The following is a 14,808-nucleotide window of genomic DNA, read 5'->3' on the forward strand; positions in this document are numbered from 1 at the left end:
CGGCAACGACGGCAACGACACCCTGTCCGGCGGGCTGGGCAACGACACCCTGCACGCCGGCGACGGCAACGACCGGGCCGACGGCGGGGCCGGCGACGACCTCGTGTCCGGCGGCACCGGCGACGACTGGGTCGGCGGTGGCGAGGGCAACGACACGGTGGACGGCGGCGACGGCAACGACACCGTGGTGGGCGGTTCCGGTGACGATGACCTCGCCGGCGGCACCGGCAACGACGCGGTGTCCGGCGAGGCCGGGACCGACACGCTGTCCGGCAGCGACGGCGACGACACGCTGAGCGGTGGCGGCGACGGCGACCGGCTGCTGGGCGGCGGCGGGGCCGACTGGGCGGACTACCGCGGCTCCGGGGCCGGGGTGGAGGTCAACGTCGGCACCGGCACCGGCCACTACGGCGAGGCCGAGGGCGACACGCTGGACGGTGTCGAGAACGCCTTCGGTTCCGCCTACGCCGACACCCTGATCGGCGGGATGCAGGGGGATGTCGGCAACGCCCTGGTGGGCGGTTCCGGCGACGACATGCTGATCGGCAACTTCGGCGACGATACGCTGTCCGGCGAGGCGGGCAACGACACGCTGTGGGGTGGCCGGGCCGAGGACCACAAGGACGACGATCCGGACGGTGCCGACGTGCTGGACGGCGGCGACGGGTCCGACCTCATCTACGGCAACCAGGGCAACGACACGCTGTCCGGTGGGGCCGGCGACGACTGGGTGCACGGCGGCAAGCAAGACGACGTGGTCGACGGCGGCACCGGCAACGACCAGGTGTACGGCGGCGAGAACAACGACGTCCTCTACGGCGGCGACGGCGGCGACACGCTGGAAGGCCACCGCGGCGCCGACACCCTCTACGGCGGCGACGGCGTGGACACCGCCGATTACCGCTCCTCGGAGGACAACACGTACGTCAACCTGGAGACGCACGTGGGCACCGGTCTCGGCAAGAGTCACGCGATTGGCGATCGCGTGTACGGCGTCGAGAACGTGATCGGTTCCGGCAACCGCGACACGCTGATCGGTGATGGTGGGGACAATCTGCTCGATGGGCGCGATGAGAGCGATCAACTGTCCGGCGGCGATGGCCGTGACACCTTGTCGGGCGGCAGCGGCCATGATCTGCTGAGCGGGGGTAATGGCAGCGATAAGCTGGATGCCGGTGATGATTCGGACACTGCTTATGGCGGCGAAGGTGATGACGAAATTTTGGGCGGAGTCGCCGATGACCGGCTTTTCGGCGAGAGCGGCAACGATTACGTCGACGGTGGTGAGCATCGTGACTTCATCGACGGCGGCTCCGGCTCCGACACGCTGACCGGTGGCTTTGGTGACGACACGCTGTTCGGTGGCGACGATGCCGATTTGCTGGTCGGCGGACTCTACACGCAGCCCGACAACCAAGGCGGCGACGGCGGCGAGACCGGCCGCGACGTGCTGTCGGGCGGCGGCGGCGGCGACACCCTGTACGGAAACGGCGGCGACGACACCCTCGACGGCGGCGACGGCTCCGACATCGTGGTCGGCGGCCAGGGCAGTGATATCGTCAGCGCGGGCAGCGGCGACGATATCGTCTTCGGCGGCCAGGACCAGGACACAGTCTATGGCAACGACGGCAACGATCTGCTCTACGGTGGCCTTGGCGCCGACCTCATCTACGGCAACATCGGCAGCGACCGGGTGCAGGGCGACCAGGGCGCGGACTCGCTGTGGGGCGGCCAGGGCGACGACACCATGTCCGGCGGCGAGGACGACGACCGGCTGTACGGGCAGCTCGGCTCCAACCAACTCTACGGTGACGCCGGCGACGACATCTTCTACGTCGGCAGCCGATTGGGGGGGCGCGACACCGTCTTCGGCGGCACCGGCAACGATGAGGTCAGGATCGAGGGGAACTCGCCGGCCGCTGACGAGAACTTCTCGAGTCGAGATGGCAACTATTCCGCGATCTGGGGGACCTGGAAGGAATGGAATTCCAGCGACGGTAAGGTCTCCGAATATTCCATCCACATCGACAGCAGCGTGGAATGGGTGAGCGCGGTCTCGGGCGGGACGTGGTCCTTCAAGGACCTGCGGGAGCGCTGGACCGGCAACCGCTACGACGATCCGCTGGTGCTCGACCTCAACGGCAACGGTGTCGAACTGGTCGATCGCACGGACACCGACGTCGCCTTCGACGTCGACGCCGACGGTACGGCCGACGATACCGGCTGGGTCGCAGGCGGCGACGCCCTGCTGGCCTGGGACCGCAACGGCGACGGCATCATCAACGACGCCTCCGAACTGTTCTCCGAATACACCTGGGACGGCGTGAGCAGCGGCTGGGAGGCGCTGGCGCGCCTGGACGCCAACGTCGACGGCGTGTTCGATGCCGCCGACGAGGCGTTCTCGGCGCTGGCGGTGTGGCGTGGCGACACGGCCTCCGGTGAGAGCGGCGGGCTGGCCTCGCTGTCGGCCTACGACATCGCCTCGATCAGCCTGACCGGCTGGGACCGCACGGTGACCGACGTCGGCAAGAACGCCGTCACCGGCCAGGGCGCCTTCACCTACGCCGATGGCTCCACCGGCACGATCGCCGAAGTCGCCTTCGGCTACAAGACTGGCACCCCGGTCCCGGCGGTGCCCGACGGCGATGCCCCGGCGCTCGATCCGCTGACCGGCCTGCCGCTCGACCCGTCGCTCGATCCGGCGGAGTCGCTCGATGCGGCCGGTGATGGCGCTGACGCCGCCGCCCTGGAGGACGACGAGGAGACACCCGTTGACGAGGGGGCGGCACCGGCGAAGGCCGCCGGGGATACCGCCCTGGCGGATGCCGATGCCGGGCTGAACGGCAATCCGCCCGGAGAGGCGTCCTCCAGCGCGCCGGATCCGGCTGTTCCGGCGACCGCGCCGGCCGGGGAAGCCGCGGTCACGGAGGATCCCACCGAGTGCCTCGCCGACACCGAACCGGACGCCGGGTCTCAGGACGATGCGGTTCCCGCCGCTTCGGACGGCGGCGTGGCGGCGCCGGACGACGCCGCGGCCGATGCCCCGTCCGACGCGCCGGACGGGGCCGGTGCCGGGGCGGAGGATGCCGAGGGCGGGACGGCGGTGCCGGAGGTCCCCGTGGGGACGGGGGCGGCCGGGGACAAGGCACCGGCCACCTCCGCCGTGCCGGACGACGGCACGACGGAGACCAGCGCGGCGCTGGACAGCCTGGTGTCGGCGATGGGCAGCTTCGACGCCGCCGAGAGCCGTGCGGTGGCCGAGGAGCCCGAACCCGCCCCGGCCCCCGAACCGGCGCCTGAGCCCGCCGCGTACGACGAGGTGAAGCAGCCGGGCTGACGCCGCGTCTTTCGGCGGTCCCGATGCATCCGGCGGGCTCTATGGCCCGCCGGATGCGGGGGCACGCAAAGCAGAGCAAAACGTTGCTGTCCGGTAATCCTCTCCTGCTTTGGCCAAAAACCAGACGGCATTTGAGAGAAGATCGAGGTACATCATGCCTTATATTGCATAACGGCATAAACTGTTGCTGCTGATCTCGGCGCTGATTGTCGATTTCCCCTCGCCGTCTGGTTTAGCGAAGTGCTATGGTGTGTTGACAACCGGGGCGTGCTTGTTGCCGCCGGGGATCGCACAGCAAGGATTGTCGCCATGAGCGTTGACCATTTATTCGCCGCGCGCGCCGCCCTGCCGGCCGGCCTCACCAAGGTGCAGGTCACCGGCGACTTGTTGACCCCCACCAGCAACGCCTACAGCTACGACCCCGACGGCAACGTCTGGGGTGCGGTGTGGGGCGGCAAGGGCCCGAACCTCTTCATCGGCTCCGAGGAACCGGAGTACCTGGACGGCCAGGAGGGCGACGACACCCTGTTCGGCGGCGCCGGCAACGACCGCCTCGACGGCTACTACGGCCGCGATCTGCTGTACGGCAACCAGGGCAACGACACCCTGGATGGGGCCGATGACAACGACACGGTCTATGGCGGTCAGGACGCAGATCGATTGCATGGTTACTACGGTGAGGATCTCCTCTTCGGCAACATGGGTAATGACAACATCGGGGGGGGGGCCGGGAACGACACCCTTTATGGCGGTCAGGGGGACGACGTGTTGTCCAGCGAATGGGGTGATGATCTTCTCTTCGGCAATCTCGGCAGCGATTCGCTGCGAGGCTACGACGGCAATGAGCTTCTGGATGGAGGTTCGGGGGATGACCAGCTCTGGGGTGGCTATGGCAACGACACGCTGGAAGGCGGTGCCGGGCGCGACACGCTGATCGGCGGTAATGGTGACGACGTGTTCGTCTTCCGCTCCAACAGCGGCCAGGACCAGATCGAGTTCCTCACCGGCTCGGGCGGGGTGGGCGTCAACGGCCACGACCGCATCCTGGTGGAACGCTTCATCAACGGCGCCGGCTACGAGACGGTGGAGGACCTGCTGGCCGACGCCGACTTCGGCGCGGACGGCAAGGTCGTCCTGCACTTCGGCGGCGACAACCAGGTGACGCTCTACTTCCCCGCCGATTATCTGCGCACCCCCGGCGTCATCGAAATGTTCTGACGCCCGGTCGCCGCCCACCCCTCTCCGCCTCCCGCCGCGCCGGTCCGGGCGGAGAGGGGCGCGGCATTTGCCTGTCCGCTTTCCCCAAACCGAAACACCACACCCTCCACCTGACGTCGCTCCAGCGCACCGTCAGGCGGCGCCCGGCCGCGCCGCGTGCGCCTGCTCGGCCGTCCTGGTCAGGCGCACGCCGGCGCCCTCGCCGTCGCTGGCGATGAAGATCACGCCGGCCGCTTCCAGCGCCTGACGCAGGGCGCGCAGGTTGGCCGGAATGGGCGCCCGCTCGCCCTTCTCGAAGTGCGCGATGGTGCGCAGGCTGACGCCGCTGGCAGCGGCGAGCTGCTTCTGGGTCATGTCGACGAGGCCGCGGGCGGCGCGGCACTGGGCGGGCGTCAGGCTCATCGCCGCGATGGTAGACCAGTGCCGAATTTGCGCAAGGCGGCACAAAATACGCTTGCACGTAAAACGCAAGGGTGCAAGAAATGCGCAGGCATTGTCCGCGGATGGAGCCGTCATGTCGCCACGGCCGCGCCTGCCGAACACCAGCCGGGCCTCGCGCCGCGCGACTCTGGCGGCCGCGGCGCGGGTGCTGATGGTGCAACCGGAGGAGGCCGCCGATCCGATGGTCGCCCTCTGGCGGGACTGGCGGCGGGCCGTGCGATTGGCGCGGCGGCTCGGCCGGCGGGCGGAGCGGCTGGAGATGCACCTCGTCGCGCGCCTCGGCGTTCCCGGCGTCGCCGTGCCGGTGAGCGATCCCGCGCAGCCGGCCGTCTTCGCCCGCGACGCGCGGACGATCGACGCGCTGCTGGGTGACGGCCCGGCCAGTGAGGGCGTGCGCCGCCGGCTGAAGGGCGAGTTGGCCGCCGTGCGGGCGCGCTGGGACGCCGAGGCGCGGGCCTGCGGCCTTGCCGACCTGCGCGCGCGGGCGGCGGCGGCCGAGCAGCGGGCCGACGCGCTGCTGCGCACGGCCGCCGTCACGCCGGTGCGCTCGCTGCGCGGCGTGGCCGCCACGCTGGCCATGGCCGCCGAATGGGGCGGCCCGGACATGGCCGAGCATCCCTGGCCTCATCTCTGGAAGGCCCTGGCGGCGCTGGCGGCGCTGGTGGCCGAGGAGCCGCCGACCTGATCCCCGGCGAACGGCCACGGCACCGGGTTGGCCCACAGCCCGGCCCGGCGGGCGACGGCGAGCCCCTGCTCGGCTTGGTACTGGCCGCCGCTGACCAGCGGCCGGTCGACGGCGTTGCCGGCCAGCACCTGCGTGGCGGCGAGGTCGAGCCCGGCGCTGACGCACTGCGCCGTCAGACCGTCCTCCGGCGCGGCCGGGCGGACGCGGCACTCCACCACCTGCCCGCGCGTCAGCACCTCCAGCATCAGGGCGGCGAGTCGGCCGCAGCGGACCTCCCGGCCGTCGGCGCCGGGGCACCGCTGATCGGCGGCCAGGGCGCGGATGCCCCACAGGCGGACGCGCGTGCCGGCGACCACCAGCGTGCCGCCGTCCTCGACCGCCTCCACGGTGCCCTGGATGACGTCCTGCGCCCAGGCCGGGCCGGGCAGCGCCAGGGCGAGGACGGCGGCGGCCAGGGCGCGCATCAGCCGAGCGCCGCCAGCACGCTGCGCAGCCGTGCCGACCCATGGCCGTCCGCCGGTGCCTCCGCGTCGCGCGGCGGCGGCGACGCGCTGCGGAAGTAGGTGACGACGAGCAGGCGCAACGCCGGCCCCAGCCCCTCATGGCCCCGCCGGGCGTCGAGGGCGGTGCACAGCGCGTCCAGGGTGACGGCCTCGCGCGCGCAGATATGCCGCAGCTGCTCCCAGAAGCCGGACTCCAGGCGCACCGCCGCCGGGCGGCCGGCAACCCGCACCGTCCGGCGCAGCCGGCGCAGCGGCGAAACCCCGTCCTGGGAAGCTGGCACCGGGAGGTTGGGCATGGATGGCTCGCGTATATGGAGGAACATGAATCCCATTTTATCCCATAGGCGCCTGCCGTCCAGCGCGAACATCCTCGCCGCCATGGGTGATTGGGCGAAACGGCTGAGCGGCCGCATGGCGCATCTGGGGCTGGCGAGCGCGGCGGTGGTCCGCCACGTCGGCATCGACCACAAGACGCTGCGCCGCTTCCTCGCCGGCACGCTGGGCCACGGCTTGCAGCCCGAGCAGTTCCGGCGCCTGTGCGAGATCCTGGCCATCACTCCCAACCAGGCGCTCGGGCTGGAGCCGATGGACGGCGCCGACCCCGTCCCGCCGGACGCCCGGGCGGCGGCGGTGGCGCGCGTGCTGGCCGTCGCGGAGGGCCTGGCGCCGGAGAACCGGGCGCTGGCCGCCGACCTGCTCGACCGTCTGGCCCACCACCGCGCCGGCGCCGGACGGCCCGAATCCGAGGGGTAGGGCTACTCCGCGATGAAGTCGCGCAGCGGCGTGTCGCCGGGCACGGCGGCGTCGAGGTCGAGCAGCCCGCCCTGGCGGAACAGGGCGCTGCGCAGGAAGTCGATCAGCGCGCGCATGCGCGGGATGTCCTTGGTCTCGCGGTGGCAGACCAGCCAGAACGACACCGGGGCCGAATAGCCGTCGAGGTCGAGCACGGTGAGCGTCGATTCGCGCCGGGCGATGGTCGTCGGCTGCATGCTGACGCCGTGCCCGAGCAGCGTCACCATGCCCAAGGTCAGCGAGGAGTTGGTGCGCAGCACCACCGAGCGGTGCCCGGCCACCAGATCCGCCCACGCCGCCCAGGCGCCGCCGCGCGGGTAGTGCAGGTGGTCGCAGATGGCGTGGTGCGTCAGGTCGGCCAGCGTGCGCGGCGTGCCGGCCGCGCGCAGGTAGCTGTGCGCGGCGGTGGGCTTGAAGACCATGCGCGCGCTGGCGATCGGCACGACGTCGGGGTGGGTGGGCTCGTGGTGGGTGACGACCACGTCGGCCTCCAGGCGCGAGACGTCGGGCACGTCGTGCGAGCACAGCATCTCCAGAGCGATGCCGGGGTAGGCGTGCTGGAAGCCGGCCAGCCGCGGCGTCAGCCAGTAGCCGCCGACCCCGTCGGAGGTCCACAGCCGGATGGTGCCGCTCAGCCCCAGCTCCGCCGCCCCCCGGCTGCGGGCGAGGCGCACCAGCCGCTCGATCTCCTCGGCCACGCCCAGGACCTGCGTGCCGGCCGGGGTGAGCACCACGCCGTGCGCCACCCGGCGGAACAGCGCCGTGCCCAGCCGCGCCTCCAGCGCCTCGACGTGGCGCCCCACCGTGGGCTGGCTGCTGTTGAGCCGGCGCGCCGCGGCGGTGAAGCTGCCGCAACGCGCCGCCTCCAGGAAGTAGGGCAGGTGGATCCAGTCGGCGGGGGCGAGGGCGCTCATGCGGATTTGAATGGCATCGGAACGGAATCGGGCGAGGCGGGGCGGACGGCGCCTGCCCTACAGTCCGCCCCGGCAGCAGGGGAGCCGGGGACATGAATGCGGACATGGGCATGGGGACCGATCAGCGGCCGGAAGGGCAGGGCGGCGCCGGCCGGGTGCAGGTGGCGGTGGTGACCGGCTTCGACGGCCTGCAGCAGGCGCTGGCGGTGCGCGCGGCGGTGTTCATGGGCGAGCACGCCACCCCCTACGGGCGCGAGTTCGACGGCAACGACCTGACCGGCACCCACATCCTGGCGACGGTGGATGGCGAGCCGGCCGGGGCGATGCGCATCCGCTACTTCGGCGACTTCGCGATGCCCGAGCGGCTGGCCGTGCTGCCGAAGTTCCGCGCCCCGGCGTTCGCCGGCAACGTCGCCCTGAAGCTGGCGCGCCAGACCTTCCGCTTCCTGGGGCGCAAGGGCTTCACCCGCTTCTACGGGCGCTCGCTGCGCGACGTTCTGCCGTTCTGGACGCTGTTCGGGGCGGAGCCGATGGAGGACGGCGTGTTCCGCATCGGCGGCTACGAATGCGTCGCCATCGCCGGGGTGCGCAAACGGCCGGTGGACGCGCTGACGCTGCATTCCGGGCACCTCCTGCTGATGCGGCCTGAGGGGCAGTGGGACCGGCCGGGCGTGCACGACCGGGCGGCCGGGGTGGCGGCGCCCGAGTCATGACGGGAATTCAAATCTGAACTTATCCCATGGCCGGGGAATGTCCAGCCCGAACATGGTGGGGGCATGCACGCGCTTGCGAAGCGGCTCCGGCGCCGCATGGACTTCCTCGGGCTCGGCGTCGACGAGACGGCGGCGCGCGCCGGCGTGAAGTACAAGGCGTTCAGCCGCTACATCACCGGCACGGCGAAGCAGAACCTGCACCCCGACGTGTTCGTGCGGCTGTGCGCGGTGCTGGCGATCACGCCCGACCAGGCGTTCGGGCAGGCGCCGATGGCCGGGGTGGACGCCGATGTGCCGACCGACGCCGCGACCCGGGAGCGCGAGCGCATCCGTGCCAGCCTGGGCGTGCTGGACGAGGCCGGCCTGTGGCTGGCGGCCGACCTGCTGGAGACGGTGGTGCGCTCGCAGGCGCGGTGAGGACGAACAGCCTTATCCGCGGCACGGGCACACACGAAAACGGACCCGCACCGTCCCGAAGGACAGGGGACCCGCCGTATTGTGAGCACATCTGGCGCCGGACCGGACAGGAGTCAAGCATCCGGCCGCTCGCGGCTCACGTCTCCGGCTTCGGCAGGTAGCCGTTTTCGATCAGCCAGTTCCGCAACACCCGCTCGACCATGAACGACACCGAACGTTCATCGTCCTTCGCAGCGCGCTCCAGGGCTTCCTTGAGTTCGATGGGCACGCGAAAGGAAAGGGCAGCGTCTTTCCGCATCTCACATTCTCACACAATTGCCATTGACCGCCTCGCCAAGCTGTGAGACGGTTTCACACCTTGTATGAGAATGCAAGGCGGCCGAACCGGGAGGGTAGGATCTCCCGGCCCGGCCTGACCACAACCCGAGCTGAGTGGAGCTGCGGATCATGGCTGATTCCGAGAATAGCACAGCTTTGCCTGACGACGGCGATGCCGAACTGCTGCGCCTGGGCGCCGAGCACCAAGTGATGCTGCGCCAGTACGAGGAGACCGACCCCGACGACACCCCGGCGAGCGAGCTGCACATGAACGCGCTGATGGCCCTGGAGACGCGCATCGCGGCGATCCCCGCCACCACCCCGGCCGGCCTGGTGGTCCGCCTGTGGGTGCTGTGGAGCTGGGAGTGCACCGAGAACGGCGTGCTCTTCACCGGCCCCACCGCCGAGGCGTCCGAGAAGGAGCACCTCGCCTGGAGCCTGCTCGAGGACGCCCGCCGCCTCGCCACGGGCCGCTGACGGCGGCCGACCGGCCGGCGCGGATGGGAACTGCGCCGGCCGGCGGCTTCGGCATGAGCCGGCCTGCCGGGTGTCAGGCGGACCTGCCGGCGCGGTCGCCGCCGGTTCGGGGCCAGCGGCGGCGTGTCGGAGGACGTCCACGGGGACAAGGCGCTGGGAGGCCGCCGCGGTCTACGCCGCCATGGCGTCGTCCGGGAAGCCGGTGTGCCCGAGTTCCAGGTGTTCCACCGGTTACACCGCTGCCGTATGGTGCGCCGAACGAAGGCAAAGCTGCGAGGAACCGTGTTCGCGATCCTGAGGGGAAACAACGGCAGGCGGCACGAGGTCGATTTCGGAGACGACGCCGTGGTGGTCGATGTCGCGATGAGCGACATGACGGTGCAGATCACCATGACGGCATCGGGCGACCTGCCGCCTGACCGGGCCCGCTTCATCACGGTCGCTCTTCCACGGGACCAACTGGCGGCAGCGATGGCGGCGGCCACCCGGCAGAAGGCCGACCGTGATGGAACAACCATCCGAAGCATTCCCGGCGGTTCCTGAACCACCGGGAACACCAGAACATCCGGAACACGTCAGGGAAGCCGGCGGGACGCGGTGGCGCCGTTCCGCCAACCAGGAGGGAAGATCGCCTTTGGCGGAGCATCCCCGCCATGCCGACTACCTGTGGCGGTAGGCCCTTCTTGCCGTTCCCCGACGCTCCCCGTACTCTCCGTCGTCCACGTCACCGTCCGGCGCACACCAAAGAGACCCCACGGCATGAACCAACAGGCGCTGTCATCCTTCATCTGGTCGGTCGCCGACCTGCTGCGCGGCGACTACAAGCAGTCCGAGTACGGACGGGTCATCCTGCCCTTCACCGTCCTGCGCCGCCTGGACTGCGTGCTGGAGGCCACCAAGCCCGCCGTGCTGGCCGAGTTCGAGGAAAGACGGAAGCAGGGCATCAACCCCGAACCGTTCCTGCTGCGCAAGGCGGGGCAGAGCTTCTACAACACGTCCCCGCTGGACCTGAAGACGCTGGTCGGCGACCAGGACCACATCCGGGAGAACCTGTTCAGCTACCTCGGCGCGTTCTCCCCTGCCGTGCGCGACATCTTCGAGCGGTTCGAGTTCCACACGCAGGTGGAGCGGCTCGCCAAGGCCGGTCTGCTGTATCAGGTGGCCGAACGGTTCGCGGGCATCGACCTGCATCCGAACCGGGTGGACAACCACCAGATGGGGCTGGTGTTCGAGGAACTGATCCGCCGCTTCGCCGAACTGTCCAACGAGACCGCCGGTGAGCACTTCACCCCGCGCGAGGTCATCCGCCTGATGGTGAACCTGCTGTTCATCGAGGATGACGACGTGCTGTCCAAGCCCGGCGTGGTGCGCACCGTCTACGACCCCGCCGCCGGGACCGGCGGCATGCTGTCCACCGCTGGAGAGTATCTGGCGGAGCACAACCCCGATGCCCGCCTGACGATGTCCGGCCAGGAACTCAACCCGGAATCCTACGCCATCTGCAAGGCGGACATGCTCATCAAGGGGCAGGACGTGGCGAACATCGTGTTCGGCAACACCCTGTCCGAGGACGGCCACGGCGCGCGGCGCTTCGATTACATGCTGTCCAACCCGCCCTTCGGCGTGGACTGGAAGAAGGTCGAAAAGGAGGTCCGGAAGGAGCACGAGGCCCGGGGCTACGACGGGCGCTTCGGCCCCGGCCTGCCGCGGGTGTCCGACGGCTCCATGCTGTTCCTGCTGCACCTGCTGTCCAAGATGCGTCCGGCGGCCGAGGGCGGCAGCCGCTTCGCCATCGTCCTCAACGGCTCGCCGCTGTTCACCGGCGGGGCGGGCAGCGGCGAGAGCGAGATCCGGCGGCACGTCATCGAGAACGACCTGCTGGAGGCCATCATCGGCCTGCCCACCGACATGTTCTACAACACCGGCATCGCCACCTACGTCTGGGTGGTCGGCAACCGGAAGCCGCAACACCGCAAGGGCAAGGTCCAGTTGATCGACGCCAGCGGCATGTGGCGGAAGATGCGCAAGAGCCTGGGCAGCAAGCGCAAGGAACTGTCGGACGAGCACATCCAGGAGGTGACCCGCCTGTTCGGCCGGTTCGAGGAAGCCCGGACCGACGGCAAGCCCATCAGCCGCATCTTCCGGAACGAGGATTTCGGCTACCGCACCATCACCGTCGAACGCCCCTTGCGCGACGACACGGGCAAGGTGGTGCTGGGCCGGAAGGGCAAGCAGAAGGGCAAGCCGCAGCCGGACACCGCGTTGCGCGACACCGAGAACCTGCCGCTGACGGAGGACGTGGAGACCTACTTCAAGCGCGAGGTCCTGCCCCACGCCCCGGACGCCTGGATCGACCACGAGAAGACCAAGGTGGGCTATGAAATCCCGTTCAACCGGCACTTCTACGTGTTCAAGCCGCCGCGGCCGCTGGAGGAGATCGACCGGGATCTGAAGGCCGTGGTGAGCCGGATTCAAACCATGCTGACCGAGGTGATGGGATGAGCTTCCCGCGCTATGCCGACTATAAGGACAGCGGCGTCGAGTGGCTGGGCGAGGTGCCGGGGCATTGGACTCTGACACCCATCAAAGCACTGTATCGTTTTGTAAAAAGGCAAGATAATGTGGACGCGCCAGTTCTATCAGTGTACCGTGAATACGGCGTTGTGCAGAAATCATCAAGAACAGATAACAACAATAAGACGCCAGACGACCTTTCCCTCTACCAAACAGTTCTAGAGGGAGATCTGGTTGTTAATAAAATGAAGGCGTGGCAAGGCTCTCTTGGCATATCTCAGTTTTACGGGATCACCAGCCCTGATTATGCGGTTTTTGAGAAAAGACATTCTGAGATTTCAGGCTATCTCTATAACCTACTTCGTTCACGCGCCATGCCAGACGTTTACAGACTGATATCGAACGGTATTCGCAACGAACAGTGGCGGCTTGAGCCTGATAAATTCCTCCAAATTAAAATTCCTTTGCCGCCATATATCGAACAAGAATCTATCACCGCCTTCCTCGACCGCGAGACGGCAAAGATAGACACGCTGGTGGCCGAGCAGGAGAAACTCATCGACCTGCTGAAGGAGAAACGGCAGGCCGTCATTTCCCATGCCGTCACCAAGGGCCTGAACCCCGATGCCCCCATGAAGGATTCGGGCATCGAATGGTTGGGCGAGGTGCCGGAGCATTGGGAGGTAGTGCCGGTTTCCTATCGTTACGAGGTTCAATTGGGCAAGATGCTGGACTCCAGTAAGATCACGGGAGAGCACCTTCGCCCATACCTTCGTGTCTTCGATGTTCAATGGGGTAAAATTAACATCGAAGACCTTCCGGAGATGGACTTTGACGAGCAGGATCGGGAGAAGTATCGGCTTTTCCCTGGGGATCTTCTCGTTAACGAAGGAGGAAGCTACGTCGGGCGCTCCGCTGTCTGGCTTGGAGATGTTGAGGAGTGCTATTACCAGAAAGCGCTGCATCGACTACGGGCACAAGATTCCGAGAGGGACGACAGCCGTTTCTTCTTCTTCGTTATGGAAAATGCTACCCGCCGGGGAGTGTTCGTAGCCGGAGGTAGTCAAGCCACGATCGAGCACCTAACGGCGGAAGCACTGCGGCGCTACCGCTTTGCGTTCCCTCCGCTCGACGAGCAACTGAGCATTGTCCGCGCTCTGGAGCAGGAAACAATCGGGATCGACGCCCTCATCACTGAAGCGCAATGCGCCATCGACCTCCTCAAGGAGCGCCGCTCCGCCCTGATTTCCGCCGCCGTCACCGGCAAGATCGACGTGCGCGGAGTGGTGGAAGCGGAGGCCGCCGCATGAAGTTCGAGACGTTCCAGGCCGGGCGCTGGCAGCCGCGCTACCAGTACAAGAGCTTCGAACCGGTCCCCGTGAACCACGAATGGACGTGGGAGGACCCGACCGTCAACACGCTGCTGGAGGCCGCCAACCGGGCCCTGGGCGAGTTGAACGCCTTCTCCCTGATCGTCCCCGACATCGACCTGTTCATCCAGATGCACGTGGTCAAGGAGGCCCAGACCTCCAGCCGCATCGAAGGCACGCAGACCGGCATCGACGAAGCCCTGATGCCGGAGGAGCAGATCCAGCCGGAGAAGCGCGACGACTGGCGCGAGGTCCGCAACTACATCGATGCGGTCAACACGGCCATCGCCGAACTCGCATCCCTCCCGCTGTCCAACCGCCTGCTGAAACAGACCCACGCCATCCTCATGCAGGGGGTCCGCGGCGAGCACAAGCAGCCCGGCGAGTTCCGCACCAGCCAGAACTGGATCGGCGGGTCCAGCGTCAGCGACGCCGTGTTCATCCCGCCGCATCCCGACGGGGTGCCGGACCTGATGGGCGACCTGGAGAAGTTCTGGCACAACGACACCGTCGCCGTGCCCCATCTGGTGCGGATCGCCATCAGCCATTACCAGTTCGAAACCATCCACCCCTTCCTGGACGGCAACGGCCGCATCGGGCGCCTGCTGATCCCGCTCTATCTGGTCGGCCACGGGCTGCTGGCGAAGCCGTCGCTGTACCTGTCGGACTTCTTCGAGCGCAACCGGGCCAGCTACTACGACGCCCTGATGCGGGTGCGCGTCTCGAACGACCTGATCCACTGGGTGCGCTTCTTCCTCAACGGCGTGGCCGAGACCGCCACCAAGGGCCGGGACGTGTTCCGCCAGATTCTGGCGCTGCGCACCGAGGTGGAACAGGCCGTTCTGGGGTTGGGCAAGCGCACCCCGAACGCCCGGCAGGCGTTGAACCTGCTGTACCGCAAGCCCATCGTCTCGGCCGCCGACATCGAACAAGCCCTTGGCGTCAGCACGCCGACGGCGAACGCGCTGATCCGTGATCTGATGCAGTTGGGCATCCTGGTCGAGATCACCGGCCAGCAGCGGGGCCGCAGCTACGCTTTCCACCGTTACCTTACGCCCTTCCTAAGTTAAGGGAATCATCGTTTCGTTAACTAACTCCCGCACTCAGTT

Annotated in this window: 15 protein-coding genes and 1 pseudogene; 11 read left to right on the top strand and 5 right to left on the bottom strand. The window is 68.4% G+C overall.

Annotation, left to right across the window (positions count from 1 at the left end; translation table 11 throughout):
* Both VED21_RS35025 and VED21_RS35030 read left to right on the top strand, forming a co-directional pair.
* A pseudogene (locus VED21_RS35025) lies at positions 1–3,337 on the top strand (hypothetical protein); the annotation flags it as partial.
* Between the two features lie 309 nt (positions 3,338–3,646).
* Complete coding sequence (locus VED21_RS35030) at positions 3,647–4,555, top strand: calcium-binding protein (RefSeq protein ID WP_324890549.1); 909 nt, start codon at positions 3,647–3,649, stop codon at positions 4,553–4,555.
* 132 nt (positions 4,556–4,687) lie between these two features.
* Here the strand turns inward: VED21_RS35030 and VED21_RS35035 are convergent, their stop codons facing one another.
* The gene (locus VED21_RS35035; protein WP_324890550.1) at positions 4,688–4,957 is read right to left on the bottom strand and encodes a helix-turn-helix transcriptional regulator; all 270 of its coding nucleotides are present in this window, start codon (positions 4,955–4,957) and stop codon (positions 4,688–4,690) included.
* A 112-nt stretch (positions 4,958–5,069) separates the two neighbouring features.
* On the opposite strand from VED21_RS35035, the gene VED21_RS35040 reads away from it, so the two are divergent.
* Entirely contained in the window at positions 5,070–5,681 is a 612-nt protein-coding gene (locus VED21_RS35040; RefSeq protein WP_324890551.1) for a hypothetical protein, read from the top strand.
* Here the strand turns inward: VED21_RS35040 and VED21_RS35045 are convergent.
* Together VED21_RS35045 and VED21_RS35050 are read right to left on the bottom strand one after the other, a co-directional pair.
* The gene (locus tag VED21_RS35045; RefSeq protein ID WP_324890552.1) at positions 5,621–6,145 is read right to left on the bottom strand and encodes a thermonuclease family protein; all 525 of its coding nucleotides are present in this window, start codon (positions 6,143–6,145) and stop codon (positions 5,621–5,623) included. The genes VED21_RS35040 and VED21_RS35045 overlap by 61 nt on opposite strands.
* Positions 6,145–6,480 (bottom strand): ribbon-helix-helix domain-containing protein, encoded by a 336-nt coding sequence (locus tag VED21_RS35050; protein ID WP_324890553.1) that lies wholly within the window; start codon positions 6,478–6,480, stop codon positions 6,145–6,147. The genes VED21_RS35045 and VED21_RS35050 overlap by 1 nt, the downstream gene beginning before the upstream one ends.
* Before the next feature lie 82 nt (positions 6,481–6,562).
* On the opposite strand from VED21_RS35050, the gene VED21_RS35055 reads away from it, so the two are divergent.
* Entirely contained in the window at positions 6,563–6,937 is a 375-nt protein-coding gene (locus VED21_RS35055) for a hypothetical protein (RefSeq protein ID WP_324890554.1), read from the top strand.
* Positions 6,938–6,939: 2 nt separating this feature from the next.
* Here the strand turns inward: VED21_RS35055 and VED21_RS35060 are convergent, their stop codons facing one another.
* Positions 6,940–7,890 (bottom strand): LysR family transcriptional regulator, encoded by a 951-nt coding sequence (locus VED21_RS35060; protein WP_324890555.1) that lies wholly within the window; start codon positions 7,888–7,890, stop codon positions 6,940–6,942.
* Between the two features lie 92 nt (positions 7,891–7,982).
* Between VED21_RS35060 and VED21_RS35065 the strand changes: the two genes are divergently transcribed.
* On the top strand, positions 7,983–8,603 hold the full coding sequence (locus tag VED21_RS35065) for a hypothetical protein (RefSeq protein ID WP_324890556.1): 621 nt from the start codon (positions 7,983–7,985) through the stop codon (positions 8,601–8,603).
* Positions 8,604–8,666: 63 nt separating this feature from the next.
* Positions 8,667–9,020 (top strand): helix-turn-helix transcriptional regulator, encoded by a 354-nt coding sequence (locus VED21_RS35070; RefSeq protein ID WP_324890557.1) that lies wholly within the window; start codon positions 8,667–8,669, stop codon positions 9,018–9,020.
* A 136-nt stretch (positions 9,021–9,156) separates the two neighbouring features.
* On the opposite strand, the gene VED21_RS35075 is transcribed toward VED21_RS35070, so the two are convergent.
* Positions 9,157–9,318, bottom strand: a complete 162-nt coding sequence (locus tag VED21_RS35075) for a ribbon-helix-helix protein, CopG family (RefSeq protein ID WP_324890558.1) — start codon at positions 9,316–9,318, stop codon at positions 9,157–9,159.
* Between the two features lie 149 nt (positions 9,319–9,467).
* Between VED21_RS35075 and VED21_RS35080 the strand changes: the two genes are divergently transcribed.
* The 5 genes from VED21_RS35080 (at position 9,468) to VED21_RS35100 (ending at position 14,769) form a co-directional block, all read left to right on the top strand.
* A complete protein-coding gene (locus VED21_RS35080; RefSeq protein ID WP_324890559.1) occupies positions 9,468–9,815 on the top strand; it encodes a hypothetical protein in 348 nt (115 codons plus the stop codon).
* 204 nt (positions 9,816–10,019) lie between these two features.
* Entirely contained in the window at positions 10,020–10,358 is a 339-nt protein-coding gene (locus tag VED21_RS35085) for a hypothetical protein (protein WP_324890560.1), read from the top strand.
* 216 nt (positions 10,359–10,574) lie between these two features.
* Positions 10,575–12,317, top strand: a complete 1,743-nt coding sequence (locus tag VED21_RS35090) for a class I SAM-dependent DNA methyltransferase (protein WP_324890561.1) — start codon at positions 10,575–10,577, stop codon at positions 12,315–12,317.
* Positions 12,314–13,639 carry a restriction endonuclease subunit S gene (locus VED21_RS35095; protein WP_324890562.1) on the top strand — a complete coding sequence of 442 codons (1,326 nt, stop codon included), beginning with the start codon at positions 12,314–12,316 and terminating at the stop codon, positions 13,637–13,639. Before VED21_RS35090 ends, VED21_RS35095 begins: the two co-directional genes overlap by 4 nt.
* The gene (locus VED21_RS35100) at positions 13,636–14,769 is read left to right on the top strand and encodes a Fic family protein (protein ID WP_324890563.1); all 1,134 of its coding nucleotides are present in this window, start codon (positions 13,636–13,638) and stop codon (positions 14,767–14,769) included. The genes VED21_RS35095 and VED21_RS35100 overlap by 4 nt, the downstream gene beginning before the upstream one ends.
* The last annotated feature ends 39 nt before the right edge of the window (positions 14,770–14,808 follow it).

The sequence above is a fragment of the Azospirillum sp. genome (assembly GCF_035627195.1).
Lineage (GTDB): Bacteria > Pseudomonadota > Alphaproteobacteria > Azospirillales > Azospirillaceae > Azospirillum.

Bases quoted from the DNA above. Each gene is read 5' to 3' on its own strand.
- VED21_RS35030 (WP_324890549.1), top strand. From the start codon at position 3,647: ATGAGCGTTGACCATTTATTCGCCGCGCGCGCCGCCCTGCCGGCCGGC.
- VED21_RS35035 (WP_324890550.1), bottom strand. From the start codon at position 4,957: ATGAGCCTGACGCCCGCCCAGTGCCGCGCCGCCCGCGGCCTCGTCGAC.
- VED21_RS35040 (WP_324890551.1), top strand. From the start codon at position 5,070: ATGTCGCCACGGCCGCGCCTGCCGAACACCAGCCGGGCCTCGCGCCGC.
- VED21_RS35045 (WP_324890552.1), bottom strand. From the start codon at position 6,145: ATGCGCGCCCTGGCCGCCGCCGTCCTCGCCCTGGCGCTGCCCGGCCCG.
- VED21_RS35050 (WP_324890553.1), bottom strand. From the start codon at position 6,480: ATGCCCAACCTCCCGGTGCCAGCTTCCCAGGACGGGGTTTCGCCGCTG.
- VED21_RS35055 (WP_324890554.1), top strand. From the start codon at position 6,563: ATGGGTGATTGGGCGAAACGGCTGAGCGGCCGCATGGCGCATCTGGGG.
- VED21_RS35060 (WP_324890555.1), bottom strand. From the start codon at position 7,890: ATGAGCGCCCTCGCCCCCGCCGACTGGATCCACCTGCCCTACTTCCTG.
- VED21_RS35065 (WP_324890556.1), top strand. From the start codon at position 7,983: ATGAATGCGGACATGGGCATGGGGACCGATCAGCGGCCGGAAGGGCAG.
- VED21_RS35070 (WP_324890557.1), top strand. From the start codon at position 8,667: ATGCACGCGCTTGCGAAGCGGCTCCGGCGCCGCATGGACTTCCTCGGG.
- VED21_RS35075 (WP_324890558.1), bottom strand. From the start codon at position 9,318: ATGCGGAAAGACGCTGCCCTTTCCTTTCGCGTGCCCATCGAACTCAAG.
- VED21_RS35080 (WP_324890559.1), top strand. From the start codon at position 9,468: ATGGCTGATTCCGAGAATAGCACAGCTTTGCCTGACGACGGCGATGCC.
- VED21_RS35090 (WP_324890561.1), top strand. From the start codon at position 10,575: ATGAACCAACAGGCGCTGTCATCCTTCATCTGGTCGGTCGCCGACCTG.
- VED21_RS35095 (WP_324890562.1), top strand. From the start codon at position 12,314: ATGAGCTTCCCGCGCTATGCCGACTATAAGGACAGCGGCGTCGAGTGG.
- VED21_RS35100 (WP_324890563.1), top strand. From the start codon at position 13,636: ATGAAGTTCGAGACGTTCCAGGCCGGGCGCTGGCAGCCGCGCTACCAG.